Annotated in this window: 23 protein-coding genes; 13 read left to right on the forward strand and 10 right to left on the reverse strand. The window is 60.4% G+C overall.

The annotated features are described in order from the left end of the window. Nucleotides 1–51: 51 nt before the first annotated feature. The 3 genes from AB8B29_RS20415 to AB8B29_RS20425 are packed head-to-tail and all read right to left on the reverse strand — an operon-like array spanning nucleotide 52 to nucleotide 3,309. Nucleotides 52–1,065, reverse strand: a complete 1,014-nt coding sequence (locus tag AB8B29_RS20415) for a sensor histidine kinase (RefSeq protein ID WP_037193252.1) — start codon at nucleotides 1,063–1,065, stop codon at nucleotides 52–54. Further along, a complete protein-coding gene (locus AB8B29_RS20420) occupies nucleotides 1,065–1,769 on the reverse strand; it encodes a response regulator (protein ID WP_037192624.1) in 705 nt (234 codons plus the stop codon). The genes AB8B29_RS20415 and AB8B29_RS20420 overlap by 1 nt, the downstream gene beginning before the upstream one ends. Before the next feature lie 46 nt (nucleotides 1,770–1,815). After that, a complete protein-coding gene (locus AB8B29_RS20425; protein WP_037192622.1) occupies nucleotides 1,816–3,309 on the reverse strand; it encodes a DUF4153 domain-containing protein in 1,494 nt (497 codons plus the stop codon). A gap of 703 nt (nucleotides 3,310–4,012) precedes the next feature. On the opposite strand from AB8B29_RS20425, the gene AB8B29_RS20430 reads away from it, so the two are divergent. After that, nucleotides 4,013–5,815, forward strand: a complete 1,803-nt coding sequence (locus tag AB8B29_RS20430; protein ID WP_037192620.1) for a diguanylate cyclase — start codon at nucleotides 4,013–4,015, stop codon at nucleotides 5,813–5,815. Nucleotides 5,816–5,899: 84 nt separating this feature from the next. Here AB8B29_RS20430 and AB8B29_RS20435 read toward each other — a convergent pair whose 3' ends face one another. Beyond that, the gene (locus AB8B29_RS20435; protein ID WP_439006702.1) at nucleotides 5,900–6,319 is read right to left on the reverse strand and encodes a thiol-disulfide oxidoreductase DCC family protein; all 420 of its coding nucleotides are present in this window, start codon (nucleotides 6,317–6,319) and stop codon (nucleotides 5,900–5,902) included. 236 nt (nucleotides 6,320–6,555) lie between these two features. On the opposite strand from AB8B29_RS20435, the gene AB8B29_RS20440 reads away from it, so the two are divergent. Together AB8B29_RS20440 and AB8B29_RS20445 are read left to right on the forward strand one after the other, a co-directional pair. After that, nucleotides 6,556–7,122, forward strand: coding sequence for a TetR/AcrR family transcriptional regulator (locus tag AB8B29_RS20440; RefSeq protein ID WP_047638400.1), 567 nt, complete (start codon nucleotides 6,556–6,558; stop codon nucleotides 7,120–7,122). Between the two features lie 50 nt (nucleotides 7,123–7,172). After that, nucleotides 7,173–8,141 (forward strand): quinone oxidoreductase family protein, encoded by a 969-nt coding sequence (locus AB8B29_RS20445; protein ID WP_037192615.1) that lies wholly within the window; start codon nucleotides 7,173–7,175, stop codon nucleotides 8,139–8,141. A gap of 94 nt (nucleotides 8,142–8,235) precedes the next feature. Here the strand turns inward: AB8B29_RS20445 and AB8B29_RS20450 are convergent, their stop codons facing one another. Beyond that, a complete protein-coding gene (locus AB8B29_RS20450; protein ID WP_047554547.1) occupies nucleotides 8,236–8,490 on the reverse strand; it encodes a GCG_CRPN prefix-to-repeats domain-containing protein in 255 nt (84 codons plus the stop codon). 139 nt (nucleotides 8,491–8,629) lie between these two features. Beyond that, nucleotides 8,630–9,547: a phosphatase PAP2 family protein gene (locus tag AB8B29_RS20455; protein WP_037192609.1), complete on the reverse strand. Its 918-nt coding sequence runs from the start codon at nucleotides 9,545–9,547 to the stop codon at nucleotides 8,630–8,632. Between the two features lie 440 nt (nucleotides 9,548–9,987). On the opposite strand from AB8B29_RS20455, the gene AB8B29_RS20460 reads away from it, so the two are divergent. The 5 genes from AB8B29_RS20460 to AB8B29_RS20480 all read left to right on the forward strand — a co-directional run bounded on the left by AB8B29_RS20460 (nucleotide 9,988) and on the right by AB8B29_RS20480 (nucleotide 14,140). Then, a complete protein-coding gene (locus tag AB8B29_RS20460; protein WP_037192607.1) occupies nucleotides 9,988–10,941 on the forward strand; it encodes a GAF domain-containing protein in 954 nt (317 codons plus the stop codon). Nucleotides 10,942–11,097: 156 nt separating this feature from the next. Beyond that, nucleotides 11,098–12,606, forward strand: coding sequence for an aldehyde dehydrogenase (adh, locus tag AB8B29_RS20465; protein ID WP_037192604.1), 1,509 nt, complete (start codon nucleotides 11,098–11,100; stop codon nucleotides 12,604–12,606). Nucleotides 12,607–12,687: 81 nt separating this feature from the next. Beyond that, a complete protein-coding gene (locus AB8B29_RS20470) occupies nucleotides 12,688–13,080 on the forward strand; it encodes a DUF779 domain-containing protein (RefSeq protein WP_037192602.1) in 393 nt (130 codons plus the stop codon). A gap of 92 nt (nucleotides 13,081–13,172) precedes the next feature. Next, nucleotides 13,173–13,769: a DJ-1/PfpI family protein gene (locus AB8B29_RS20475; RefSeq protein ID WP_037192600.1), complete on the forward strand. Its 597-nt coding sequence runs from the start codon at nucleotides 13,173–13,175 to the stop codon at nucleotides 13,767–13,769. Between the two features lie 20 nt (nucleotides 13,770–13,789). Further along, the gene (locus AB8B29_RS20480) at nucleotides 13,790–14,140 is read left to right on the forward strand and encodes a ribbon-helix-helix domain-containing protein (RefSeq protein ID WP_037192598.1); all 351 of its coding nucleotides are present in this window, start codon (nucleotides 13,790–13,792) and stop codon (nucleotides 14,138–14,140) included. Here the strand turns inward: AB8B29_RS20480 and AB8B29_RS20485 are convergent. The 3 genes from AB8B29_RS20485 to AB8B29_RS20495 all read right to left on the reverse strand — a co-directional run bounded on the left by AB8B29_RS20485 (nucleotide 14,134) and on the right by AB8B29_RS20495 (nucleotide 18,395). Next, nucleotides 14,134–16,773: a sensor domain-containing protein gene (locus tag AB8B29_RS20485; protein ID WP_141694060.1), complete on the reverse strand. Its 2,640-nt coding sequence runs from the start codon at nucleotides 16,771–16,773 to the stop codon at nucleotides 14,134–14,136. The genes AB8B29_RS20480 and AB8B29_RS20485 overlap by 7 nt on opposite strands. Nucleotides 16,774–17,182: 409 nt before the next feature. Continuing rightward, nucleotides 17,183–17,695: a hypothetical protein gene (locus AB8B29_RS20490; RefSeq protein ID WP_037192596.1), complete on the reverse strand. Its 513-nt coding sequence runs from the start codon at nucleotides 17,693–17,695 to the stop codon at nucleotides 17,183–17,185. 106 nt (nucleotides 17,696–17,801) lie between these two features. Further along, on the reverse strand, nucleotides 17,802–18,395 hold the full coding sequence (locus AB8B29_RS20495; protein ID WP_037192594.1) for a TetR/AcrR family transcriptional regulator: 594 nt from the start codon (nucleotides 18,393–18,395) through the stop codon (nucleotides 17,802–17,804). A 61-nt stretch (nucleotides 18,396–18,456) separates the two neighbouring features. On the opposite strand from AB8B29_RS20495, the gene AB8B29_RS20500 reads away from it, so the two are divergent. Then, the gene (locus AB8B29_RS20500; RefSeq protein WP_037193250.1) at nucleotides 18,457–19,386 is read left to right on the forward strand and encodes an alpha/beta hydrolase family protein; all 930 of its coding nucleotides are present in this window, start codon (nucleotides 18,457–18,459) and stop codon (nucleotides 19,384–19,386) included. Nucleotides 19,387–19,433: 47 nt separating this feature from the next. Here the strand turns inward: AB8B29_RS20500 and AB8B29_RS20505 are convergent, their stop codons facing one another. After that, the gene (locus tag AB8B29_RS20505; protein WP_037193248.1) at nucleotides 19,434–20,444 is read right to left on the reverse strand and encodes a GntR family transcriptional regulator; all 1,011 of its coding nucleotides are present in this window, start codon (nucleotides 20,442–20,444) and stop codon (nucleotides 19,434–19,436) included. Nucleotides 20,445–20,997: 553 nt separating this feature from the next. On the opposite strand from AB8B29_RS20505, the gene AB8B29_RS20510 reads away from it, so the two are divergent. The 4 genes from AB8B29_RS20510 to AB8B29_RS20525 are packed head-to-tail and all read left to right on the forward strand — an operon-like array spanning nucleotide 20,998 to nucleotide 24,607. Continuing rightward, nucleotides 20,998–22,071, forward strand: coding sequence for an ABC transporter ATP-binding protein (locus tag AB8B29_RS20510; RefSeq protein ID WP_037192591.1), 1,074 nt, complete (start codon nucleotides 20,998–21,000; stop codon nucleotides 22,069–22,071). A gap of 48 nt (nucleotides 22,072–22,119) precedes the next feature. Beyond that, nucleotides 22,120–23,019, forward strand: a complete 900-nt coding sequence (locus AB8B29_RS20515) for an ABC transporter permease (RefSeq protein WP_037192590.1) — start codon at nucleotides 22,120–22,122, stop codon at nucleotides 23,017–23,019. Between the two features lie 2 nt (nucleotides 23,020–23,021). Then, nucleotides 23,022–23,867 carry an ABC transporter permease gene (locus AB8B29_RS20520; protein WP_037192589.1) on the forward strand — a complete coding sequence of 282 codons (846 nt, stop codon included), beginning with the start codon at nucleotides 23,022–23,024 and terminating at the stop codon, nucleotides 23,865–23,867. Continuing rightward, the gene (locus AB8B29_RS20525; protein ID WP_037193247.1) at nucleotides 23,867–24,607 is read left to right on the forward strand and encodes an SDR family NAD(P)-dependent oxidoreductase; all 741 of its coding nucleotides are present in this window, start codon (nucleotides 23,867–23,869) and stop codon (nucleotides 24,605–24,607) included. Before AB8B29_RS20520 ends, AB8B29_RS20525 begins: the two co-directional genes overlap by 1 nt. The last annotated feature ends 4 nt before the right edge of the window (nucleotides 24,608–24,611 follow it).

The following is a 24,611-nucleotide window of genomic DNA, read 5'->3' on the forward strand; positions in this document are numbered from 1 at the left end:
GGGGCGGCGGATCCAACCGTCGCCCCCTTTTTAATCTGCGTCGTTCAAGCATTACGAGACATGCGGCAGGATAATCTGAAAGGTCGTGCCGTCATCGCCGCTCTCCAGCAACTCGATGCTGCCGCCATGCGAGGCGAGCATTGCCCGGACGATGCCAAGGCCCATGCCGGTGCCGCCCTCTTCCCGGCGCGTCGAAAAGAACGGTTCGAAGATGCGCTCGCGATTGCCTTCGGCAATACCGGAGCCATTGTCGCGAATTTCGATCGTCAGCTTACGCCCGTCGGGCGCCGACTTGATCCCGAGTATAGTCGCGCCGTTTTGAGAGGCATTTTCGGCCAGATTGGCAAAAATGATGCCGGCGACCTCGCTGGGCAGAGCAATCGCGCTTTCGGTATTTCCATCATCGATGACAGCCAATTGGCGGAAGTTTCTGGCCAGCTGGGCGACGATATCCTCGATGTTGGTCAGGCCCGGCTCGGACGGCAGTTCGGCCTTCGCCAGATCGCGCAGGCGTGACAACAGCGTGTCCAAGCGTTCAGTGTCAGCGATGATATTGGCGAGGAAGTGATTGCGTTGTGCCTGGCTCATCGGATTGTCGTCGTCATCGTCGCGCAACAACTCCGCAGCACCCTTGATCGAGGTGAGGGGTGATTTCAGCTCGTGCGAGACGTGCGCTGCGAAGGAGCGGACGTGGTCTGAATGATCGACCAGCTTGCCGGCAAGGTCGAGAAAACTTTGCGAAAGTGTCGCCACCTCCCGCGTGCCGTAATTGTCGAGCGGCCGGATAGCGGCTCTGCCGCCGCGGGCGATTTCCTCCGTTCGTGCGATCAGGGCGTTAATGGGCACCGTCAGGGTTCGCGTCAACACATAGGCGACCACGAGTGTCAGGACCAGAACGACGGCCAGAGTAGCGATTTCGGCCGGTGCCATGGCGCCGGACGCGGCTCGCACCGCGCGAAACCAGATGACGGTCAGCACAGGGAGCGTCATTACGGTTAGAAGCACGGCATAGACGATGAGGTAGAGCGGCGGCCGCCACTTCGGCTTCACCAGTGGGCTGCGCATCATGCGCCTCCCTCCACGCCTGATGTCAATTTGAAGCCAATGCCGTGTACCGTGGCGATGATGCCCTTGCCACCGGCGGCTGAAAGCTTGGCGCGGATATTGCGGATATGGCTGTCTATGGTGCGGTCGGCAACCTGGATATCGGCCCCGTAAGCTGCCTCCATGAGCTGATCGCGGTTGAAGACGATCTCCGGACGTGACAGCAGCGTGTCGAGGATAGCGAATTCAAGACCCGTCAGAGCCAGCGGCGTATCGGCGAAGGTCGCGGTCCGGCCGCCGCGATTGAGGCGCAACAAGCCGGCGGATATGGAGTTTTCCTTGGCGTCCGGTCCCGTGCCATGCCCGGAGCGTTTCAGAATGGTCTTGACCCGGGCGACCAGTTCACGCGGGCTGAAGGGTTTGGTGACGTAATCGTCACCGCCGATCTCGAGGCCGAGGATGCGGTCTATTTCTTCGTCGCGCGCCGAGAGGAACAGGATCGGGAGATTGGATGTCCTGCGGATCCGGCGGCAGACTTCCAGACCATCCATCTCGGGCATGCCGACATCGAGCACGATCAGATCGAGATCGCCACGATGAAAAGCCATCATGGCCTCTGTGCCGTTGCGGGCTGTTGTCGTCGCCATGCCGGCGCGATCGAGCGCGAAGCAAATCACGTCGCGAATATTGGGTTCATCGTCGACGACGAGGATACGCTTGACCATGCGATGCCTGCTTTGGTTCTCTTGCTCGTTTTTCTTCGTTTCGGCCTCATCTTGCAAGGGTTGTGTGGTCGCGAAGATAGCGATCGAGGCGGGCGGCGCGGAAAGTCCAGCTTCTCCAGTCGCGCGATCGCTGCCATTCGTCCACTACAAGTGCGCTCCGGACCTTGCTCGCAGGAGCGGCTCGTTCCGCTTCGGCGGGTAGCGATGCCAGATAAGTATCGAGCGCAGGTATTGCGGATGGCCCAAGCGTCGACAGATAATCGATATCGAGCGGCATACCTTCGCCTGCCACCTCGCTGCTGTGGGCGACATTGAAGCGGGCGATGAAGGCGGGAATGTCGACAAGGGCAATGGCGTAGAGCGTCACAACCAGCGTCGCCAGGCTGAGCGCGACCAACCATTCGTTGGAGCGCTGCAGCAGGATACGCAGGAGGATGAGAAAGAGACCCATGGCGACGAGACCCATCCAGATGCCGGCCGCGACCCGCAGCTCCGTCAGCGAGTAGGATTCGACGTAGAGATCGAGTCTGAGGATGGAGGAGAAGCAGAGCAAGATGTTTTGCGCGATCCACAGATGCACGAGGCCGCGAACAAGGGCGCTCCTGTTACCTGGCCCGTCGCGGCGCATGGCGGCGAGCACGAAGGCCGCGGCCAGAAGTGCCGTCACCATCAATGGATAGGCGCCGCGATGCGCATATTCGGCGTGGCTTATACCGTCAGGCAGATTTACTCCGCCCCAGAGATAGGTGAGATCCAGCAGAGACTGCATTGCAAACAGTGCGTTGAACACAAAGAGCGAGCGCAGCAAGGCCGCATGTCCAAAAAACGCGCTCTCGGGTTTGACGGCATCGGAGGCCTGATCTGGGCGACGCCGAGCGAGGCGTTTGAGGCGCGGGCGAAGCAAGACAGATACGAAGGCGGCGACGATGAGCCAGAAGCCGATGCGCCAGGCATCCAGAAATTGCAGAAAATACGCAAGATCGAAGCTGCGTAGTACCTTGTCGATCAGCGGATTGGCCATTGCGAAGAGGGCGACGAATCCGGCTGTAAAGCTGAGCGGCATGATCCAGCCGCGAAGATGATGCCAGATCGTCTCCGGCGTCGGCCTTCGGGAGTGCCGGAGACGACCGTAGGTCGCTCGGCGGAACGGCCGCAGCGGCAGGTCCAGAAGAAAGCGGAACAGCACGACCGGCAAACGGACCAGTCTTCGTGGAAAAAGTCCCGTGGCGGCAAGCGAGACGCATGTGATGCCGAGCAAGCTGAGAGCGATGCCCATCCAGGATGTGGTCTCGAGAAGCGGCGCCGACAGGACAAAAGCGAGAGCCGGAAGCCCTGTAGCCTTTGGAAGAGACTGTGGCTTTCTCGAACAAAGCAGCACGCCCGCGGCGATGGCATTGACGAAGAGGAAAAAGTTGAGGCCCGGCTCTCTGCCGAAGAGGAGGAGGTCGGCGAGTGCTACGAGAACGATCAGTATCAAGAGCTTGCGGCTGACGTTACGTGTGGGGTTAGCCGGCTGCGCCGGTATATCCGAGGCACTCATGCGTATAGGCCCCCTACGGTTCGCCCCGCAGCGATAAAGGGTATGACCCTTGGTGTCCGAGCCGGGAGGTCGGTTTGAGGCTGAGGATCTTCCACCAGCCACCAGCCTTCCTTGAGAAGGCTATGGGGCAGGCGGACGGGTGGAGCGACGGTTTCTTCGGGTGCGTTGTTCATGGCGCGAGGATGGCGCGCGTATTTGCAGAATCTGTGCAGAGCTCAAGGAGCTATTCAGGAATTGCACGGTTGGGTTGGTCCTGGCAGCCTAAGTCTATCAGCAGACAATCTTGTTGCGGCTGATCGGTTTCCTGATCACGCGGCGAGTGCCTCGAAATGAAGCAGTCGCTTGTGGAGCTTAAATTTGTGTTTTCCAGCTTTTGCTCAGTAGATGGATTGCAAATCCGAAACTCGATTTGGTGACCGCGCTGTCGTGTTCACCCCTGACGACAGCCGGGAGTCTTGGAACCGACCTAATAGCCGGAGCCAGGATTCCCGTCAGCCCTACGCAATCACCTATGTACGCTGTTTTTCATGATGGTGGTTGAGCGCTTGGGGACTGGCGACCGCATCGCTCCCTGATCAATGCGCTCCAGCGGGCTCTTTCAGCAGTTCATTCAAGCTTTATCTTAATAAGCAAATGCCATAGCTAAAGCTCCGAAAAAGAATAGTTTAAGGCCGCGAGAGCTAACTGCAAAGGAAGCCGGCATATGAGAATCACGACAATTACGAATTGGGCCTACGGCATTACCGTGGTCCTGACCGTGCTGTCCGCCGCGGCTTTCATTCTGTCGGCTCGAAGCGCCACCCAGGAAAGGCAAGCCATCGAGCAACATCTGTTGCTGAACAGCCTCGGAGAAGAACTTGCCTTGGGCGCGGAGGAGACGACGGACGAGGCGCGTCTCTATGTCATGCGCGGCGAGGCCAGGCATCTTGATGCCTTCACTGTCGACGAGGGTGAGGAGCGCCGTCGCGATGCCACCGTCGGCACATTGCGTGGGCTCGGTGTTCCCGATCGTGAGCTTCAGGTCGTGGAGCAGGTTGCGGTCAACGCTGAAGCACTTGATAAGATAGAGGAAGCTGCGGTGGCCTTCTACCGTGGGGGCAACCAGACCGGTGCACGCGACACTCTGTTCGGACCGGAACACGAGCGTGTGCAGACGGCGCTCCTCGACGCTGTCACTCAGTTCCGCGCGCTGGCAACCGCCCGCACGGAGGCGGCGATGCGCAATGCTCAAGCACGCAGTGACCTCTGGGCCGATATCGCCAAGGTGATTCTGGCGTTGACCGCTGCGGTGTTCCTCGCCGTGCTCTATTTCGTGCTGCGGCGCCGCGTCGCCATTCCGCTGATGAGGATGACGGGAATCGTCAACCGGCTTGCCAAGCAGGATTTTACCTTCGAAGTGCCGCCCGATCGCCGGCGCGACGAGATCGGGGAGATGAACGACGCCATCCAGATCTTCCGCGAGAACGGCCTGGAGCGCAATCGGCTCGATGACGAGCGCAAGCAGGACCAGCGGACCAAGGATCTCATCCTGCAGATGATGCACCGTCTTCAGGCCTGCTACGCCCAGAACGAACTGGCGGAAGTCGTCGCCCTTTTCGTGCCGCAAATCTTTCCGGGGATCGCCGGATGCCTCTACACGATGAACGAAAGCCGGACCGCGCTCGCCGAGGTCAGCCGATGGCTGGATCCCGCCCATACCCAACCCTCCTTCCCGGCGGCTGCTTGCTGGGGGCTGCGCCGCGGACGGCCGCATGTGAGCCATGTCGCGGACAACGATATTCCCTGTCAGCATCTGGATGATTCCGGTGTGCCGGGGCTCTGCGTTCCCTTGACGGCGCTCGGCGAGGCGATCGGGCTCCTCTATTTCGAAGACCGCTCGAAGGATGCAACCGCCGCCGACGCGCCGCGGCTCTATCTTGAACTGATCGCCGAGAATATCGGCCTTGCCATCGCCAACCTGCGGCTGCGCGACAAGCTGATGAGCCTTGCCGTGCGCGACGCCCTGACCGGCCTGTTCAATCGGCGGTCTCTCGACGAGGCGCTGAACAATCTTCACAGGGATAAGTCCGCCCGCACGGTCGTCTGCATCATGATCGACATCGATCACTTCAAGCGCTTCAACGACGAATTCGGTCATGATGCCGGGGATGAGGTATTGCGCCATGTCGCGCAGATCGTCTCCGATACGGTCGGCGCCGCCGGCACGGCTTACCGGTTCGGCGGAGAGGAACTGACGGTGATCGCCACCGATATTGCGGACGAGGAAGGCTTCGGGCTCGCCGAGAAACTGCGCACCAGTGTGTTCACCACACCCTTCTCCTATCGCGGACGCATCGTCGGGCCTCTTTCCATCTCGGTCGGCATAGCCTCGTCTCCTGTTTCAGGGCCGACGACGACGTTGATCAATCGTGCTGATGGCGCCTTGCTCCAGGCAAAGCTGAGCGGGCGCAACAGAACGGTGGCGGCGTTTGCGATGGGGGCGGAAGAGGAATTGAAGAGAGGATAGGGCGCTCCTCGAAACCGTCACCGGCCAGCTGTCGCGACAGGCGCGAGCCGAACCCGCCATACCGACCAAAAACGAGAACCTTGTTTAAAGGATACGGTCTGCCTGCTCCAGCGTCGGCAGCCAGCAAGTCTCCCGCTTGCCGAAAAAGCGGTAGCGATTGCGGGCGAGCCAGCGATAGGCTGGATCGCGCAGCATCCGGGGCACGACGCTCAGCAGGGCGAGCGCTTTCCAGGGCCAGCCGAGGCCGGCATAGATGGAAAGCACCGCGTCGCTGTCCCGCAACACCTTCTCGCCGTCCACGATGATCAAACTATCCGGATTGGCGGGATCGATGCCGCACAGCCGATAGAGCCTGGCTCCCGTCTCGTTCTGCATGGAGGCGAGGCGAAAGCGGCCGATGCGGTCGTGGCGCAGCACGAACTGGGCGTTGGCCGAGCAAAGGACACACATGGCATCGAAGACGATGATGGGGCCTTGATGTTCGATGGTATTGCTCTCGCTCATGCGTGCATCGGTGTCTTCCAAAGCCTGCTTTAGCGGCAGCTTTGTCCTTTCGTCGACGATACGTCAATTGCAAGCCTTCCACGCTCGCCGCCAGAACCTACAAAAGGTTGTGATGTCGCTTGCAACGGTCGGGTGTTTCCAAACGCGAGAGGCGTATCGTCATGCGTTCAGAAGACAGGCTTTACGGAAACAATATTATTCTTGACTGATCATTCAATAATTACTATGTACCGCTCATGGCAAGACCAAAGGAATTCGATGAACTGGCGGCTCTGGATGCGGCGATTTCGGTCTTCCGCGACAAAGGCTATGCAGCGACCTCAGCCACCATGCTTGTGGAAGCCCTTCATATCGGGCGGCAAAGCCTCTACGACACTTTCGGCGACAAGTGGCGCCTCTATCTCGAAGCGGTGCGCCGCTATGCGGCACAGGAGACTGAGGCGCACCTTACTGCGCTTAAAACGGGACCACAGTCTATAGACGGCATCGATGCCCTGCTGGCGCGCGTCGTGGCGACGGCCTCCGAGGCCTGTCTCGGTGTCGGTTCGATCTGCGAATTTGGGACAAGCCAGCCTGAGTTGACGACGATTCACGAAGCCGCCGGCCGCAGGTTGCATGCAGCGGTCATCGAGCGTGTACGTGAGGCGCAGAGCGAAGGCAGCATTGCCGGGGACATCGACCCCGAGCAGGCCGCGCAGTTCTTGACGTCCAACATCGCCGCGATCCGTCTGGCTGCCCGAGCTGGGGTCGGAGGCGATAGTTTGCTCGCCCTTGCCCGCCTTGCGCTTCGGGGCCTGCGATAAGGAATTTTTTTGCCCAGTTTTGGAATGATTGTTCAAATAAGGAGATGAAGATGAAATCGATCGTCATGACCGCAGTTGGCGGCTCGAACGTCCTGCAACATGTGGACGGACCGGATCCCGTTCCCGGCGAGGGAGAAGTCTTGGTGCAGGTGCATGTGGCCGGTGTAAATTTCATGGATATTGGCGTGCGACAGGGCATGGCCTGGACCGATATGCCCAATCCCAAGCCGCTTGGCGTCGAGGGGGCAGGTCATGTTTTGGCCATTGGCGCGGGTGTCAAAAGCTTTCAGGTCGGCGATCGCGTTGCCTGGGTCTATGCGCCGGGAAGCTATGCCGAACGCATCGCCATTCCTGAGCGCGCGCTGGTACCGATACCGGCAGCCATCGACGACCGGACGGCGGCGGCCGTCATGATGCAGGGGCTGACCGCCAGCCATTTCGCGACCGACTTCTATCCCGTGCGACAAGGCGATATCGCGCTCGTTCACGCCGCTGCCGGCGGCGTCGGTTTGCTGCTGACGCAGATCATCAAGCTGCGCGGAGGGCAGGTGATCGGCCGCGTCTCCAGCGAAGACAAAAGCAGTATCGCAAAATCCGTGGGTGCCGACCATGTGATCGTAGATACGGAAGGCAAATTCGCCGATACGGTGATGCGCATCACCGGAGGGGAGGGAGTCCATGTCGTCTATGACGGCTCCGGCCCGAAGACATTTCAAGGATCGCTCGATTCCCTGAGGCGGGCGGGGACATTCTGCTGGTTCGGGCCAGTTCTTGGCGGCCCAGGCCCCTTGGATATCATGAGCTTGCCGCGCAGCATCAAGATCGGCTACGCCACCTTCTTCGATCACGTTCATACGCCAGAGCTTCTTCTTGCCCGCTCTTCCCGCCTCTTCGAATGGATCGAGCACGGCAAGCTGCGGGTCAACATAGGCGGCGTCTATTCATTGGCGGATGCGCGCCGTGCGCATGAGGACATGGAAAGCCGCAAAACGACAGGAAAACTACTGCTCGTGCCATAAGACCAGGGGTGGCTTGGATGCCCCCATGCCTTGTCATTTAAGGCCGCGTGGCCCTACTTTCCGGGTTGGGCCACGCTAATCTTGCAGGATCTATTTAGCGATAGCGCCATCCGCCATGCCACCGCTCGCGGTGCATCCAGTAGCGGCGCCCATCCCAATAGCCGCGTCCCGGATAGAAGGCGCCATAGCGTGGGCCGGCGGGCACGACGACAACCGGCCCGCGATTGGGGCGACATGCGCCGTAAGGGCCGCGATGGAAGCCGATACCGCATCCGTCACGGGCTTCGGCCGGTGCAACGGCGGCAAAGCAAGCTGCGGCCGCCAGGGCCAATAAAGTAATCTTTCTCATGATGTAGCCTCTATTCCCAAAGAACTTAGTTGTTGTCCCTTCAGCGCTTAAACGGCGGAGATCGGTAAATCCGTCGCTGCCCATGTCCGATATTTGCATTTCTCCGTAGGGGGCCGATGTGTCGGCGCTCACCGCCGGCTCAGGATCGGATTTCCAAGGTGTGGGAGGCGAGGTTTGACTGTGATGGGCATGCCGTCGCCGGTACGGAGGTTGCTTCTTCTTTCGCGGCTACCGGCCTGCGCCGCAGGAGCGCGCGCAGGGTCATGAGGACTGTTTTATACCGCTCTCCCGGGCACAGGCGGCCATCGGAGCCATAGGTGAAGAGCAACCGGCGGCGGGCAAAAGCGTGGGCCAGCCACAAGGCGAAGGCTATTCCGACGCCCCAGCCCATCAAGGTGTCGCTCGCCCAATGGGCGCCGACCCATTGACGCGACAGGCAGATCAGTATGCCGGCCGGCATGAATATGGGACGCAGGCGCGGAAAGACGAGTGCCAACGACATCGCCATGGCGCCCGCTGTCGCGGAGTGTCCGGACGGAAAGGACGCGAAGTCCGCGTGGAAGGCGACGGGTCGAAAATAAAATGCGCCGTTCGTCTGCAGCAGCTCCGGCCGAGCCCGGCCGATGATGTTCTTGGCAAGCGAGTCGACAAGGCCGCCGCCTGCTACCGATAAGAAGACGAATGCCGCGGCGGTGGCAACAAGATCGGCGCCTGTTCGTGCCGATTTCCTCAATTTGTGGGCGGGCGCGAGGATAGCGAATATTAGCAGAGCACCGCTGAACGAAAGAACCAGGAGGCCGGTGCCGAAGCTGCTGATCCATTTCGCCGTTCCACGAAGCTGCTCCGGAAATGATTTCATCCAGACGCCCAAGGGGTAGTCGGCGGTCATCATGACCAGCAAAGACAGGGCAAGGAAGATGGAGATGATCACGATCGGACGTTCGAGAAACGCTCGATTTGCAGGGGGGGTGAGCGTCGGTGCTGCGAAGAATCGTCGAAGGCCATTGATGCAGCGTGCGCGACAGGTGTCGGTAGCCGTTGCGAGGGTTTTCTTCATGGGGTCAGAACCCTGTAGGCCCGCGCGCGGAAGTCCAGCTTGCCATCACAGGCAACACGCTTACTGATGAAACTGGCACTCATGAAGTTGCGCCTCAAACTCCGCTTTCTCACTTCGTCATCGCTACAACAGCACGCTGACAACCGCCTGAAAGGGGCGGCTATAGTGCATGACTGATGTTAGGGGCCTCGAGATTGCCTGCGCATGACACGGCGGATCGGAGCACCCGAAATCCGACGCTCGAGGGGGATTATCGGGCAATGGCGCTCAGTATCCGGGTGATCCTGCATGAAAGGTCGGCCACCGCGAGGCCGAAAGGGGCTTCGTCGTCAAGAGGGTGGCAGAGCGCGCAGCTGGCGGACGGTAAAAGAACCAGTGGAGGATTGCGTTACCGTGTTTTTTTAGCGACAATCGATGTTGCGTTCGGTGGGAGGAGCCAGATGCACGAATATTCCGCGCATGCGGACCAGGTATACGCGTCAGCGCAGTCGGCCGCGGCCAGTTCTTCGGTCGTTGCTTCCTGGCGCCGATGCATGATGATGCACCGTCTCGCGCCGGAAGAGAAACGTTTGCCGGTAAGTCTGACAGGGCAGGAATTCGCGACTGCCGTGGAGCGCTCGGAGCGACTGATCGCGGAAGCTTCCAATGAACTGGATCGCCTCTTTCTGGCTGTCGGCAAAGCTGGATGCTGCCTGCTGTTGACCGACCGGGACGGTATAGCGCTGGATCGCCGCGGCGCAGCCGGCGACGACAAGGAGTTTCGCGATCTTGGTCTCTGGACCGGCTCGGTCTGGACGGAAGCAAGTATCGGCACGAACGGCATCGGCACTGCGCTTGCCGACGAGCGGGCCGTGGCGATTTTCCGCGATCAGCACTTCTTTTGCTCCAACATCGACTTGAGTTGCACGACCGCGCCGATCCGGGATCATCGCGGTCAGTTGGCTGGCGCGCTCGACATTTCCACCCGCCGCGACGACGTCAACGATGCGACATTGGCAATCCTGTCGCAAACTGTTCGCGACGCGGCGTTGCGTATCGAACTCAATCTGTTCAGGAGCGCCTTTGCCGGCGCCCGCTTCGTCATGGTTCCGACGGATACGGCTTCCACCTCGGCGCTTCTGGCGGTCGACCGCAATGATCTCGTGCTCGGCGCGACGAAAGCCGCCCGCCTCGCATTGAAGCTGGACGATCGTCGTATCGCCGCCGGAATTCCCGCCTGCGATGTATTGAGCGAGCAGCAAGGGGAAGCGGGCGAAGACCTGCTGGAAGCCGAGCGCGCCGCCCTGCTGCGAGCCCTTTTCCGCGCCAACGGCAATGTGTCGCAGGCTGCTTTGGCGCTTGGCATGAGCCGCTCGACCCTGCATCGAAAGATGAACCGGCTCAATCTGCACTGATGCCCCCGCGATGCGCATTTGCGCGCTGCAGATGTCGCAGAGTTGCGACACTGTGCGCTGCGGCATCGCTGGGCGGTGGTTTCGCCTTGGCGCATATGGGCGCAGGTTCCTCCCATCGGGTCCATCTACCGGACCTGCCGACCAAGGGAGGATGGCATGCTACATCAGAAGATCGTCGAATCTCCGTTCAAACTGAAATATGGCAACTATATCGGCGGCGCTTGGCGCGAGCCGATCGGTGGCAGATACTTCGATAACCTCACGCCGATCACCGGCGGCAAGATCTGCGAAATTCCGCGCTCCGACGAAAAGGACATCAATGCCGCGCTCGATGCCGCCCATGCGGCAAAGGACAAATGGGGCAGGACTTCCGCCGCTGAGCGCTCCAACATCCTGATGAAGATCGCCCAGCGCATGGAAGATAAGCTGGAGGTGCTGGCGCAGGCCGAAAGCTGGGACAACGGCAAGCCGATCCGCGAAACCATGGCCGCCGACATTCCGCTTGCCATCGATCACTTCCGCTATTTCGCCTCCTGCATCCGTGCGCAGGAAGGTTCGATCGGCGAGATCGACCACGACACGGTCGCCTATCACTTCCATGAGCCTCTTGGCGTCGTCGGGCAGATCATTCCGTGGAACTTCCCGATCCTGATGGCGGCCTGGAAGCTTGCGCCGGCGCTTGCCGCGGGCAATTGCGTCGTCATCAAGCCCGCCGAACAGACGCCGGCCTCGCTGCTGGTCTGGGCCGAGGTGGTGGGCGATCTCCTGCCGCCCGGCGTTCTCAATATCGTCAACGGTTTCGGTCTGGAGGCCGGCAAGCCGCTTGCCACCAGCCCGCGCGTCGCCAAGATTGCATTCACCGGCGAGACCACGACCGGCCGGCTGATCATGCAATATGCCAGCCAGAACCTCATCCCCGTCACGCTCGAGTTGGGTGGCAAGTCGCCGAACATCTTCTTCGCCGACGTTGCGGCGGAGGACGATGATTTCTTCGACAAGGCGCTCGAAGGCTTCGCCATGTTTGCCCTCAACCAGGGCGAGGTCTGCACATGCCCGAGCCGCGCGCTCATCCAGGAATCGGTCTATGACCGCTTCATGGAGAAGGCCATCAAGCGCGTCGAAGCGATCAAGCAGGGCAATCCGCTCGATTCCGCAACGATGATCGGTGCCCAGGCCTCCAGCGAGCAGATGGAGAAGATTCTCTCCTATTTCGACATCGGCAGGCAGGAAGGTGCTGAAGTCCTGACGGGCGGAGTGCGCGCCGATCTCGGCGGGGAATTGTCGAGCGGCTACTATATCAAGCCGACCATCTTCAAGGGCCACAACAAGATGCGTGTGTTCCAGGAGGAGATCTTCGGCCCGGTCGTGTCGGTGACGACCTTCAAGGATGAGAAGGAAGCGCTCGAAATCGCCAATGATACGCTCTATGGCCTTGGCGCCGGCGTGTGGACCCGCGACGGCAACCGCGCCTATCGCTTCGGCCGCGAGATCCAGGCGGGTCGCGTCTGGACCAATTGCTACCATGCCTATCCGGCGCATGCGGCCTTCGGCGGCTACAAGCAGTCCGGTATCGGGCGCGAGACGCACAAGATGATGCTCGATCACTACCAGCAGACCAAGAATATGCTGGTGAGCTACAGCCCCAAGGCGCTCGGTTTCTTCTGAGACCTCCCAAAGAAGCCAACGAGGCTCCCAGCGGAAGCTGGGGGCTTTCGTGCATTTCAATCACCACGATGGGAGATCAACATGGATGACATAGGCACAGAGCCAAGGGTTCTGGCGACGGACAAGGCGCTCGACCTCATCCGGGAAATCCAGAAGGATCATCCCAATATCCTTTTCCATCAGTCCGGAGGCTGTTGCGATGGCTCCTCGCCCATGTGCTATCCGACGGATGACTTCATGATCGGCGACAACGACGTCAAGCTCGGCGAGATCGGCGGCGTGCCAGTCTATATCAGCGGCAGCCAGTTCGAGGCCTGGAAGCATACACAGCTCATCATCGATGTCGTGCCCGGCCGTGGCGGCATGTTTTCCCTCGACAATGGACGGGAGAAACGGTTTCTCACCCGCTCCCGCCTCTTCGGCGGCGGCGAGGCCTGCGCGCTTCCGGATATTGGTCGCCGGCCCGCCGGATAAAGCATCCTTGGGATGTTTGTAGTATTGGCCTAATACCCACGCGGCGCGGTCCTTTGCTAAAGTCGTTCCATTGGTTTTCAGGGAGGAAGACAATGCCAGCAGCAAAGATTCTGATGATCACCGGTGACTTCACCGAGGACTACGAGACCATGGTGCCGTTCCAGACGCTGCTTGCCTGCGGCTATACGGTGCACGCGGTCTGCCCGGGCAAGAATGCCGGCGAGACGGTGGCAACCGCGATCCATGATTTCGAAGGTGATCAGACCTACTCCGAAAAGCGCGGCCATAATTTTGCGCTGAACGCCACCTTCGCCAGCATCCGCGCCGAAGATTACGACGCGCTTGTCGTACCCGGCGGCCGCGCACCGGAATATCTGCGCCTGAACCCAGAAGTCATCAAGGCCGTGCAGCACTTCTTCGAGGCGGGCAAGCCCGTTGCAGCCATTTGCCACGGTGCGCAATTGCTGGCGGCGGCCGGCGTTCTCAAAGGGCGCACATGCTCGGCCTATCCCGCTTGCCGTCCCGAAGTCGAGCTTGCCGGCGGCATCTATGCCGATATCGCCATCAATGATGCCGTTGCCGATGGCAATCTCGTCACCGCGCCCGCCTGGCCGGCGCATCCGTCGTGGCTGCGCCAGTTCATGGCTGTCCTCGATGCCGGCGCCCTGTCGAAAGCCAACGCAGCCTGAGGCTGAGCGGGGAGGCATCCATGTGCGAATTGTTCATCAAGGCTGACGCCAAACTCTGGGAAAGCACGACGCGTTCTCTGCGCATAGACGGCATGGTAACCAGCGTGCGGTTGGAAAATTTCTTCTGGTCGAAACTGGAAGAAATCGCCCGGCGTGACGGCATGAATGTCGTGCAGCTGATTACCAGGCTGCATCACGAATCGATCGATGCCGGCCACGACCTCGGCAATTTCACGTCGTTCCTGCGCGTCTGCTGCGCACGCTATCTCGACCTGCAGCTCGCCGGTGACATTTCGGGCGATCTCTCCCAGCCCATTGCGGGGGTCGACGCTTCCGCTATCCTCGGCCGGGAACGCTTGAAATATCACTGATCGCGCTTGCCTCCGCCGCGCCCCATGCGGTGGAGACCGGTCTTTTTTGCCCGTCTGGCTTCCGGGGAGTTAGCGTGATCATGCCGTACGTCCGATCTGCTGGCGACCAAGCGGCTGACGAATTCGATCAGGTCCGAACACGACATGGGTATCGCCAAACCGAAGCCTTGCAGCGTATCACAGCCAAGGTCGCGCAGGACCTCGGCGTGCCGTTCGGTCTCCACGCCCTCGGCAATGGACTTGACGCCGAGCGAATGCCCCATGCTGATGATCGAGCCGACCAGTTCGCGCTGTTCTGCTGACGTGTCCAGGGTCTTGGTCAATTGACGGTCGATCTTCAATGCGCTCGGGCGCAGGCGAAGCAGGCCCATGATCGAGGCGTGGCCGGTGCCGAAGTCGTCGATCTCGATGCTGATGCCGAGCTGGCGGAGATGAGCCAGATTTTCAGCAATTTGTTCGTCCAGATCGTCGAGAAAAATCGACTCCAGCAGTTCGAACGAGAACCATCGTGCCTTCTCCGGCTGGATATCCAATAGTTGCTTGAGGTTAGGGTCGCGCAACCGCCGAGAGGAGACATTTACCGAGCATTTGGGGATGTTCAGCCCTTCCGCCTTCCAGATATCGAGATCCGAGATCGCCTTTCGATAGATGAGATGATCGATCTCGCTGACGATATTCAGGTCTTCGGCGATCGGCAGAAATTTGTCCGGTGTCAGCAGCCCGCGCGAAGGGTGCTGCCAGCGGGCCAGCGCCTCGACGCCGGCGATCGCGAGCGTCTTTGCGTCGAATTGCAGTTGGTAGAAGGGCACGAACTCGCCCCGTTCCAGGGCGATGAGAATGTCTTCCGTCGTCTGTTGTGCGTTCGCAAAGCGGCTGCGCGAATTGGCGGAATAGAACTGGTAGCGGCTGCGCCCCTGCGCCTTGGCCTGATAGAGCGCGATATCGGCGTCGAGAAGCATTTGGCCGACATCGACATTCTTCCCTCTTTCGTGGGCTATGCCGATGCTTGCGCTTGACCGGCATTCGATGCCGTTGACGACAACAGGCTGACGCATGTTCTGTATCATGCGCTCGGCGGTCACCCGCAGTTCTTCGGTCGATCCGTCGTAGCCGACGATCGCCAGAAACTCGTCACCGCCGATGCGGGCGACAAAATCGCTTTCGAGAACGCTTTCCTTCAGAAGCTTGGCGACATGCTGCAGCAACGCATCGCCGGCATGGTGTCCATATATGTCGTTGATCTGCTTGAAGCGATCGAGATCGATATGGAGAAGTGCAAGGCCGGAGCCGCTCGACTTGCACTCAGCCTCGATTTCCAGGATCATCCGATCCATGAAGCGACGGTTCGGAAGCCCCGTCAACGCGTCATGGAGAGCCACATATTCGATTTGCTTCCTGGCGGCCTCGAGCTCCTGATTGCGCGCTTCAGCGAGGGTCTTAGCCTGCGCCAAATCGCGCTGAAGGGCGAGGTCCGCGGTCACATCCCAGTTGGCGCCGATCATCTTGCGATGGCCATCGCTGTCGATGAAGGGCAATGTTCTGGTTCGGATGAAATGCTCCTTGCCGTCGTTTAAAATCACCCGGTATTCGTCCGAAAATGGAATGAGGTTGGCGACATGATGATCGACATTCCTGAAGACACGCTCCATGTCATCGGGATGAAGCATCGATTCCCACAGTCCGCCGATTTTCACGGTCTCCTGCGATTCGAGGTGATAGAGGCGGAACATGCCGTCGTCCCACTCCGCCGTTCCCCGATCAAAGTCCGCCTCGAAGACGCCGATCTTCGAGGCCTCCAGCGCCAGCTTCAGACGCCGTGACATGCGATCCAGTGATTCCTCCCAGGCTTTCCTGGCCGTGATATCATTGTCGGTGCCCAGAACCCTAAGCGGATGATTGTGCCGATCCCACTTGATGCAACTGCCGCGACATTCGATCCAGATCCAGTGCCCGAGCCGATGCCGGTAGCGATACTGGAAGATTGTGGGGTTCAGGTTCGGCTGTCGTTGCTGGTGAATGCGATCGAGCACGGTTTGCCTGTCGTCCGGATGAACGAATTCCAATAGTTCGTCCATGGTTCGAGGAACTGGGTCGTCGATGGCGAGCCCTCTGATCTGCCGCCACATGTCCGAATAGAATGTCTCCTGGCTTTCGAGATCGTGATCCCAAATAGCGGTCTTGGCAGCCACCAGGGCGAGGCTGGCGCGATTGTCCGTGCCTGGCTGTTCGCCGTCTCGGTCGTTCGCGACGCCAGCTTCCGTGAACGCAGCGGAGACGATCGCCGAGGCCAGCGTGCCATCGTGTTCGGCCATCAAAGCGACCGCGACAGGCTTGGACATGCCGCCGTCGGCGCGCAAGCGGAGCTGGACCCTTTGGCTCCGGTCTGGAGCTGCGATCGCTGCCAGGAACTGCGTTTCGAAGGCGCCGGTATCCTGTACCTCCAGGAAATCGCGGATATTGCGTCCCGCAAGCGATGATGAGGGAAGTCCTAGCAGATCGCTCAGGCCGTCACTGGCAGCCAGGATCTCGCCGTCCATGGCGAGGATAGTTGCCGAGGATCGGGCATCCGCCGACAGTTGCGAGGATACGGCACTATCCTGATCGGGTAGCCACGGTTCCCTGGAGCGAGTCAAACTCGAAGTTCCCTTTTTACAAGGCCCTTACGGCATCGCGCCGCGGAAATGAAACTATTCTAAATGCCCAGCGGCGGGCCGGCGTGGGCGACCGGGGTTTTCCATCCGTTTGCGGCCACGCAGCTCATCTACGCGGATATGAGCGCCATTTCGACGACGCTGTCGATGCGAATGGGTCGATGTCCAAGAGCAGAATGCGCCGCATAAGTCAGCAGTTTGAGCGCGACAGCTTAATAAACCCCTGCTTTCGCGTAGGGGACGCAATCGGGGGTGGATGGCGATCACGGTGCAACACGAATGTACTGATCCCATCGGCTGAACGGCTTTCGGTGGACGCAGACCCTCGATCACAATCGCCAGAAGGCTTGCAGGGCGAACCGATGCATCAAGGCTAGACGGAGCCTCGTTCCTAAAGTTTGGCGAAGGCCACACTTCGCCAGATCCAGCCGGCGTCCAATGCGGCCTTCCGCAGCGGTTTCTTGATCACTGATGTGTCGAATGCATAGTCATAGATCGCGCCGAAGGAGCCGTCCTCCCGGAAGCCATAGGACTTCCCGAAGCTCTTCTCCGCGGTTTGACCACGAAAGGCGGATGCCGCCAGCGCAATTGTCGGGATGCCTGCGCGCCACGCGACGGACCATTCCTGGTCCACGGAGCGGACTTCTCCCTTGGCCTCGTCAAAGCGCATCAGCACCTTGAAGACCCGTTCGAGGCCGGCCTTGGCAAAGAATTCGTACCATTGCGCATCGACGATTTTCCACTCCGCAACCAGGTCCACGCCCTCTGCCGCACCATCGCGAACGAGGAAGGGTGCGGAGTCATGATTGACCGAGAGCAAGGCGTCGCGAAGCGCGTCGACCGATCGGCGCGGCACACCCTTCGCCGGATACGTCTTTCCGGTAAACAACTCCCAGAACCCCATTTTCCCGTCTCTGTCTATTTGAGAAAAACCTGCACCTACTGATACATGCCATGCCCGCAGCAACAATGGCCATTCTTGGGGACATTTTCGGCCCGGGACCGCCGCGCTAAGGCATTCTTGCGTTTGTTAAACGCTCATCGATAAGCCGCGCCGCAGCGTCTGCCGCGGTCTCCATATAGCTTGGATCGCGATGAAGCAGGACGATCGTAAACGAGCCATCAAGAAGCAGCATGATTTGTCGAGCAAGCGGCAAGGCATCAGTTCCGGCTCCGGCGTCCAGGAAAATTGATGAGAGCCAGTCTTCGACATGCTTCTTGTGGGTGCGCGCCGCAACCAAGGCCGGATGGCCGGGAAGGTTGACCAGCTCGACCGACGTGCGCAGAAAGCCGCAGCCTTTCCATTTTCCATTGCGCGCAGAGCGGGCAAGCTGGCGAAAGAGGCCGGCGACTTTCGTGGCCACGTTGCCTTCCGTTTCCTCGAACCAGCGTTTGAACAAAGCAAGATTCGGCTGATCACGCGCTTCCAGATGGGCTGCGATGAGATCGTCCTTGCTTCTAAAGTGATAGTAAAGGGTGCGCTTGGTCACGCCTGCTTTCTCGGCGATCGCATCGACGCTGACGGCCCGGATGCCGTCATGATAAAACAGCTTCGCAGCGGCCTGAAGAATACGATCACGTGTCGGCGGGGGCTGGGCTTTCATTGTCAAAAGTATACCGAGTAGTGAATATACATAACGCGGCGATCATCCCATGCTGTCGGGCATGAGTGAAGAGGCAATCCATCCATCGACCATCAGCGGTCGGCCAATTTCCATCTCCTGTCGGGACGGTGTGGTCCTTGGCGGCCATCTTTGGCGCGCGGAGACGAATACCCCCGCGGGCAGCGTGATCATCAATCCGGCAACGGGCGTTCTTGCACGCTACTATCATCGCTATGCGCAGTTTCTGGCGAGGCATGGCTTCGATGTGCTGACCTTCGACTACCGCGGCATCGGCCAATCGCGTCCGCAAAGCCTCAAGGGCGTCGGCTATCGTTGGCGGGACTGGGGCGAGCAGGATTTTGACGCTGCGCTGCGGCTGATGGCCGGCTATCGGCGCGGCGGCCCGCTCATGGTGGTCGGCCATAGTATCGGCGGTTTTCTGCCGGGACTGGCCGAAAGTGCCGCGATGATCGAGAGAATGCTGACCGTGGGCGCCCAATATGCCTGGTGGGGTGATTACGCGCCGCGCCGGCGGCTGGGTCTGCTCGTCAAATGGCATGTCGCCATGCCTGCGATTACGGCCTTCTGCGGCTATTTTCCCGGTCGCCGGCTTGGTTGGCTGGAGGACCTGCCCCGCAATGTGGCGAACGAGTGGAGTTTTCGCCGGCGCCGGTTCGAATTGAACCATCCGCGAAACGAGCGGAAAGATGCGCTTTGCCGGATGGCGGCCGTCAAGGCTCCGATCCTGGCGATCGCGGTTTCGGATGACGAGCTTGGCACCGTGCCGGCGGTGCGCCGCGCGCTGACCTATTATACCGGCGCGCAACACGGGGTCGTGCTGCTGAAACCTGCCGATTTTGGCCGCGAAGCAATCGGCCATTTCGCCCTGTTTCACGATAGCCACGCGAGCGGCTTCTGGGCCGATACGCTGACGTGGCTTCGGGAAGGCCGTAATCCCTGGCCGGCATCTGTGGTGAAGACTTCCCAGTGATAGGCGTCTTGGATGCGTAGGTAGCACGCAGCCGGCTCCGCCGGTTTCTATTCGAGAACGCGCGTCAGATAGGCAGCCGTCACGCTTGGGCCGGGAATGATTGCGACGATCTTCATCTGCGCGATCGTTCGGTTGACGGCGGCCTCCAGATGATTCTCCATCATTGCGGCTGCCGCCTTCACGGCACCCCGCAGCAAGAGCTCCGCCACCAGGCGCAGCTCGGTGATGATGGCCGGGTCGCCGGGCAGGCCGAGCCGCCGCAGCAACCGTTCGGTCGCCGTCACCGGCAGCAGATTGTTGCGGATCGATTCCTTCAGCCGCTCATTCGGCGTTGCAAGAATGCAGACGTCGATGAAATCGGCATAGATGGCTTCCAGAGCCGCGAGATGATCGGCGGGCTCGTGCCGCTCCAGATCGGAAAGCCGCAGGAACAGGTCGTTCAATCGCCCACGATCGACGTGGTCGGCGCCTGCAACCAGTGCCTGGGGCTCGAGCATGCCGCGCAAGACGAAGTGATCCTTGATCATCTGCGCCGTCAGCGGCCCGGCGATCCAATGGGAAGACTGGTTCTTGCGCACGAGGCCACGTTCGCGCAGCCGGGTCAGCACATCGCGCACTACGGTGCGGCTGACATTGAAATGATCGGCCAGTTCGATCTCGATGATGCGATATTGGCCGAAGACGACGCACCCGGCCACATCCGCTTCGACCGTGTTGTAGATCCGCTCCCAGGAGGCACGACTTTGCAGCGCCTCGTCGGCATGGCGCGGAATCGTAAGCCCGAGCGTCTTGATATCAATGCGGTTCGGTTCGATGCCCTGGCCGGCGGGGCCGACGAGATAGCCGCGCCCGTTGAAGCGATGGACCAGCCCCTCGCTTTCCAGCGTCTGGAGCGCCCTTTGCACGGGCGCGCGCGAAATCTGCAGGATGTCCGCGATCGGGCCCTCGAGCAGCACGACGCCGGGCGGCAGTGTGCTGTCCTCGATATTGCCGCGCAGTACATCCTCCGCGATCTCGTAGCGCTTCTGCGCGCTGGGCCGCGCACCGTTTTCGGTCATCTGATGCAATGGACTCATGTCGTTCCGATGCCTCACTCTTACGCTTTTTGTAGCGTCAATATAGCGCAAAAATAAATGACTATTGAATACGAAATTCAACTAATACCATTCCGTAAGCCGGCGCCGATGCGCGGCGAGGGTAAGTGTGCGGGATGCAATACGCATTTTTGTGAGTTATTTCCGTAGGAAGCACTGACCTGGCTGCCTTTGCTTCGATCATATGGTGACGACACTTTGGGGCCTTTCGACGGGAGTTTCTCGCGGCTAGTGCTCTGGATGTCGGTTGAGGTTTTGATATTTGTTGCCGGGCAATCAGACTTTTGAAAAAAAGTCTATTGAATACAAAAATCATTTATGCGATGCTTTCATCATCAAGGCGCTCATCAGAAGCGCCGCAGGTGGAACTCGTTGAAACGCCAAGGAACATCTCTTTGACGCGCATGTGATCATGCGCGAAAGCAGACGGACGTCTGGTGTCCGGATCAATGCTGATCCGGCGATGGCGGCTCTTTGCCTAAAGGATGGTCCTTGCCTTGAAACTGGCAGGAAATCGGTGTCGACCGTTCTTCAGATCAAGCAAGTCACCAAGTCCTATGGCGCGGCGCCCGCGCTGGATGCGGTGGATTTTTCTCTGCCCGACGATGCCTATATTTCGCTGCTCGGACCGAGCGGGTCGGGCAAGACGACATTGCTGCGTGTCATCGCCGGTTTCGAGGAGCCGGATTCCGGCTCGATCCTCTTTCATGGCAAGCGCCTTGATGGTGTTCAGCCACATGATCGCGGCATCGGTTTCGTTTTCCAGAACTTCGCGCTGTTTCCGCATCTGTCCGTTGCCGAAAACGTCGCTTTCGGCCTGCGCAATCGCAAGGTCGATCCGGTCACCGATCCGCGCGCCTTGGCCTCGAGGGTTCAGGACATGTTGGCGCTGGTCGGTCTCAAGGGCTTTGACGATCGCGCCGTCACGCAGATTTCCGGCGGTCAGCGCCAGCGCGTCGCCTTGGCGCGCACACTGGTGACGGAGCCGAAGATGGTGCTGCTCGACGAGCCGCTCGGCGCGCTCGACGCCAACTTGCGCGGCCGCATGCGAAGTGAGCTCAAGATTATCAGGGAGCGCTGCGGCGTGACTTTCCTGCATGTGACGGGCAGCGAATCCGAGGCCCTGGCGATGGGGGATCTCGTGCTTGTTCTCGATCGCGGCCGCATCGCGCAGGCCGCTGCCTCCGATGTCGTCTACAACAGCCCGGCCTCGGCAGCCGTCGCCCGCTATCTCAATTGCTACAATCTGTTTGCCGGTGCTGTCGTCGAGGATGCCTTCGTCGGTCCCGCCGGCCGCTTTCCGCTGAACGCGTCGCGCCGGAAGGCGCCGCAACCGGCCTATGCCATCCGCTACGACCGCGTTGCGATCCGTCCTCGCGATGCCCGGCTGTCGGACGATGAGGTCCGTATCGAGGGCGATTTCATCGCCAGCGAATATTCGGGCGCGGCGGTCAATTCCTTCTTCTCGCTCGATGGCGGGCACGTCTTCGAGGTCGAGTCCCATCTCAGCCACGCCCGGCCACCGGCCTTCGTCGAAAAGGATCGCTATGCGCTCGTCTGGAAGAAGGAGGATGCCCTTGTCTTCGGTTGATCTGAGCATCCCGAAACCTTCCCCCGGACCCGCCAAGGAGAGCGAGAGATGACCATGGTTGCGACAAGCGAGGACGCCGCAGAGGAAAGCGCAACTGTGCGCAGGGCATCGAACAAGACATTCTGGCTGCTGGCGCCGGGCATGATCTGGATGCTCGCCTTTCTGGTCCTGCCGATCCTGATGATGGTCTATGTTTCCTTCTGGACGCAGACGACCTTCAAGATCGAGCCGACGCTGACCTTGCAGAGCTGGGTCACCTTCCTGACCAGCCCCACATATCTCGGGGCTCTCTGGACGACGATCCGCATCTGGCTGCTCGTGCTGATATCGACCCTCGTCGTCGGCTATCCGGCGGCGCTCTTCGTCGGCCTGCTCGTCAAGAACAAGACGCTGCAGACCGTGCTTCTCGTCCTCTGCGTCATTCCGTTCTGGACATCGTTCCTGATCCGCGTTCTCGCCTGGCGGCCGATGCTCGGTACCGAGGGGGCGATCAACATGATCCTGATGAAGCTCGGCATCGTGCAGCAGCCCATCGAAGTGCTCTTGTTTTCGGAGCTATCCGTGATCATCGGTATGACGCAAATCTATTGCGTCTTCATGGTCGGGCCGATCGCGTTCATGATGGGCCGCATCGACGCCTCGGTCATCGAGGCTGCACAGGATCTGGGTGCCGGCTTCTGGCGCATCTTCCGCACGATCATTCTGCCGCTGTCCATGCCGGGCGTAGTGGTCGGCTCGATCTTCGTCTCCGTGATGGTTCTCGGCGAATTCGCGACGGCCGCCGCGCTGTCCGGCCGAAAGGTCAATCTGCTCGGCAATATCATCGTCACCCAGGTCGGCTCGCTGAAATGGGCTTTTGCGGCGGTCGCGGGCGTCATCCTGACCATCGTCATGGGCGCGGTCATTGCCGCATTGCTCAGGGTCGTCGACCTCAGAAAGGAGCTTTGATCATGAACGCTGGCGGCATCAAACTCGGCCTGGGTGTTTATACGGCGCTCTTTCTCATCTTCCTTTATGGGCCGCTCGCGGTCCTGGCGATCCTGTCGTTCCAGACTGGCCCGGAGGGCGGCCCGCAATTCCCGATCATCGAATGGTCAACCTATTGGTATCGTCATCTCTTCGGGTTGACGCCGCCCTCGCGCATCGCGCCCCTGCCGATCGATCAGGCGCTGATCCGTTCGCTATCCCTCGCGCTGATGACCATGATCGTCTCCACGGTGCTCGGCGTCATGTCCGCCCAGGCCTTCCGCCGCAAGTTCCGCGGCTCGGGCGTCGTCTTCTATCTGATCGTTCTCGGCATGATGGTGCCGGGCGTGCTGGTCGGTCTCGGCATGGCGCTCGTCGCCAATGCTTTCGGCATCGACCGGCATTGGTGGAGCACGGCCTTCGTCCTGCATGTCGTCTATACTTTCCCCTTCGCTTTCCTGGTCATGCTGGCGATCTTCAACAGGTTCGATCCCAGCATGGAGGAGGCGTCCTGGTCGCTTGGCGTCACCCCGGCGCGCACCTTCCGCAAGGTGACCTTCCCGCTGATCTTCCCCGGCGTGCTTTCGGCCATGCTCTTTGCCTTCACGCTGTCCTATGACGAGTTCTCGCGGACCTTGTTTGCCTCCGGCCGGGAATTGACGCTGCCGCTCGCCATCTACGGCACCTTCTCCGTCGAGGTTCATCCGAACGTCTTTGCCTTCGGTGTGCTGACGACGCTGTTTTCCTTCGCGCTTCTCGGCACCTACGCGATCCTGATGGGGCTGTCGGTTCGCCGCGCCAAGCGCATCCGCATCCAGGAGGACGCATGATGACGCATAGGGCTTCTGCAATCGTCACCGGCGCCGGCTCGGGTATTGGTCGGGCTATCGCGCTCCGGCTTGCGGCTGACGGCTATGCGGTTTTGGTCAATGATCTCTCCGGCGACCGGGCTCAGGTCGTCGCTTCGGAAATCATATCGGCAGGCGGTATGGCGACCGCGATCGCCGGCGACGTCGCCCGGCCCGAGGATGTGGCGGCGATCCATGCTGCCGCCGAGGCCTCGCACGGCGACGTCGACCTTCTCGTCAACAATGCAGGCATTGCGCATCAGGCCGCTTTCGAGGATCTCGAGCTTGAGGATTTCGACCGGATGTTTGCCGTGCACGTTCGCGGCACCTTCCTGATGACCAAGGCGGTCATGCCGGCAATGCTTCGACGCGGCGAGGGGGTGATCGTCAACGTCGCCTCGCAGCTCGGGCAGATCGGCGGCATCGAGCTCGTCCATTACTCCGGCGCCAAGGCGGCAATCATCGGCATGACAAAGGCGCTTGCCCGCGAGGTTTCCAGCTGTGGCGTGCGGGTCAATGCTGTGGCGCCGGGGCCGATCAACACGCCGCTGGTACTGGGGCTTTCCGAGGAATGGCGCGAGCGCAAGAAACGCGAGCTGCCGCTCGGCCGCTTCGGCGAGCCTGAAGAGGTGGCCGCGACCGTGGCGTTCCTGGCATCGCCGGCCGCAAGCCTCTTCGTCGGTCAGACGCTAGGGCCTAATTCCGGCGACGTGATGCTCTGAAGGA

It is taken from the genome of Rhizobium sp. 11_C7_N12_5, from assembly GCF_051811145.1.
Lineage (GTDB): Bacteria > Pseudomonadota > Alphaproteobacteria > Rhizobiales > Rhizobiaceae > Rhizobium > Rhizobium lusitanum.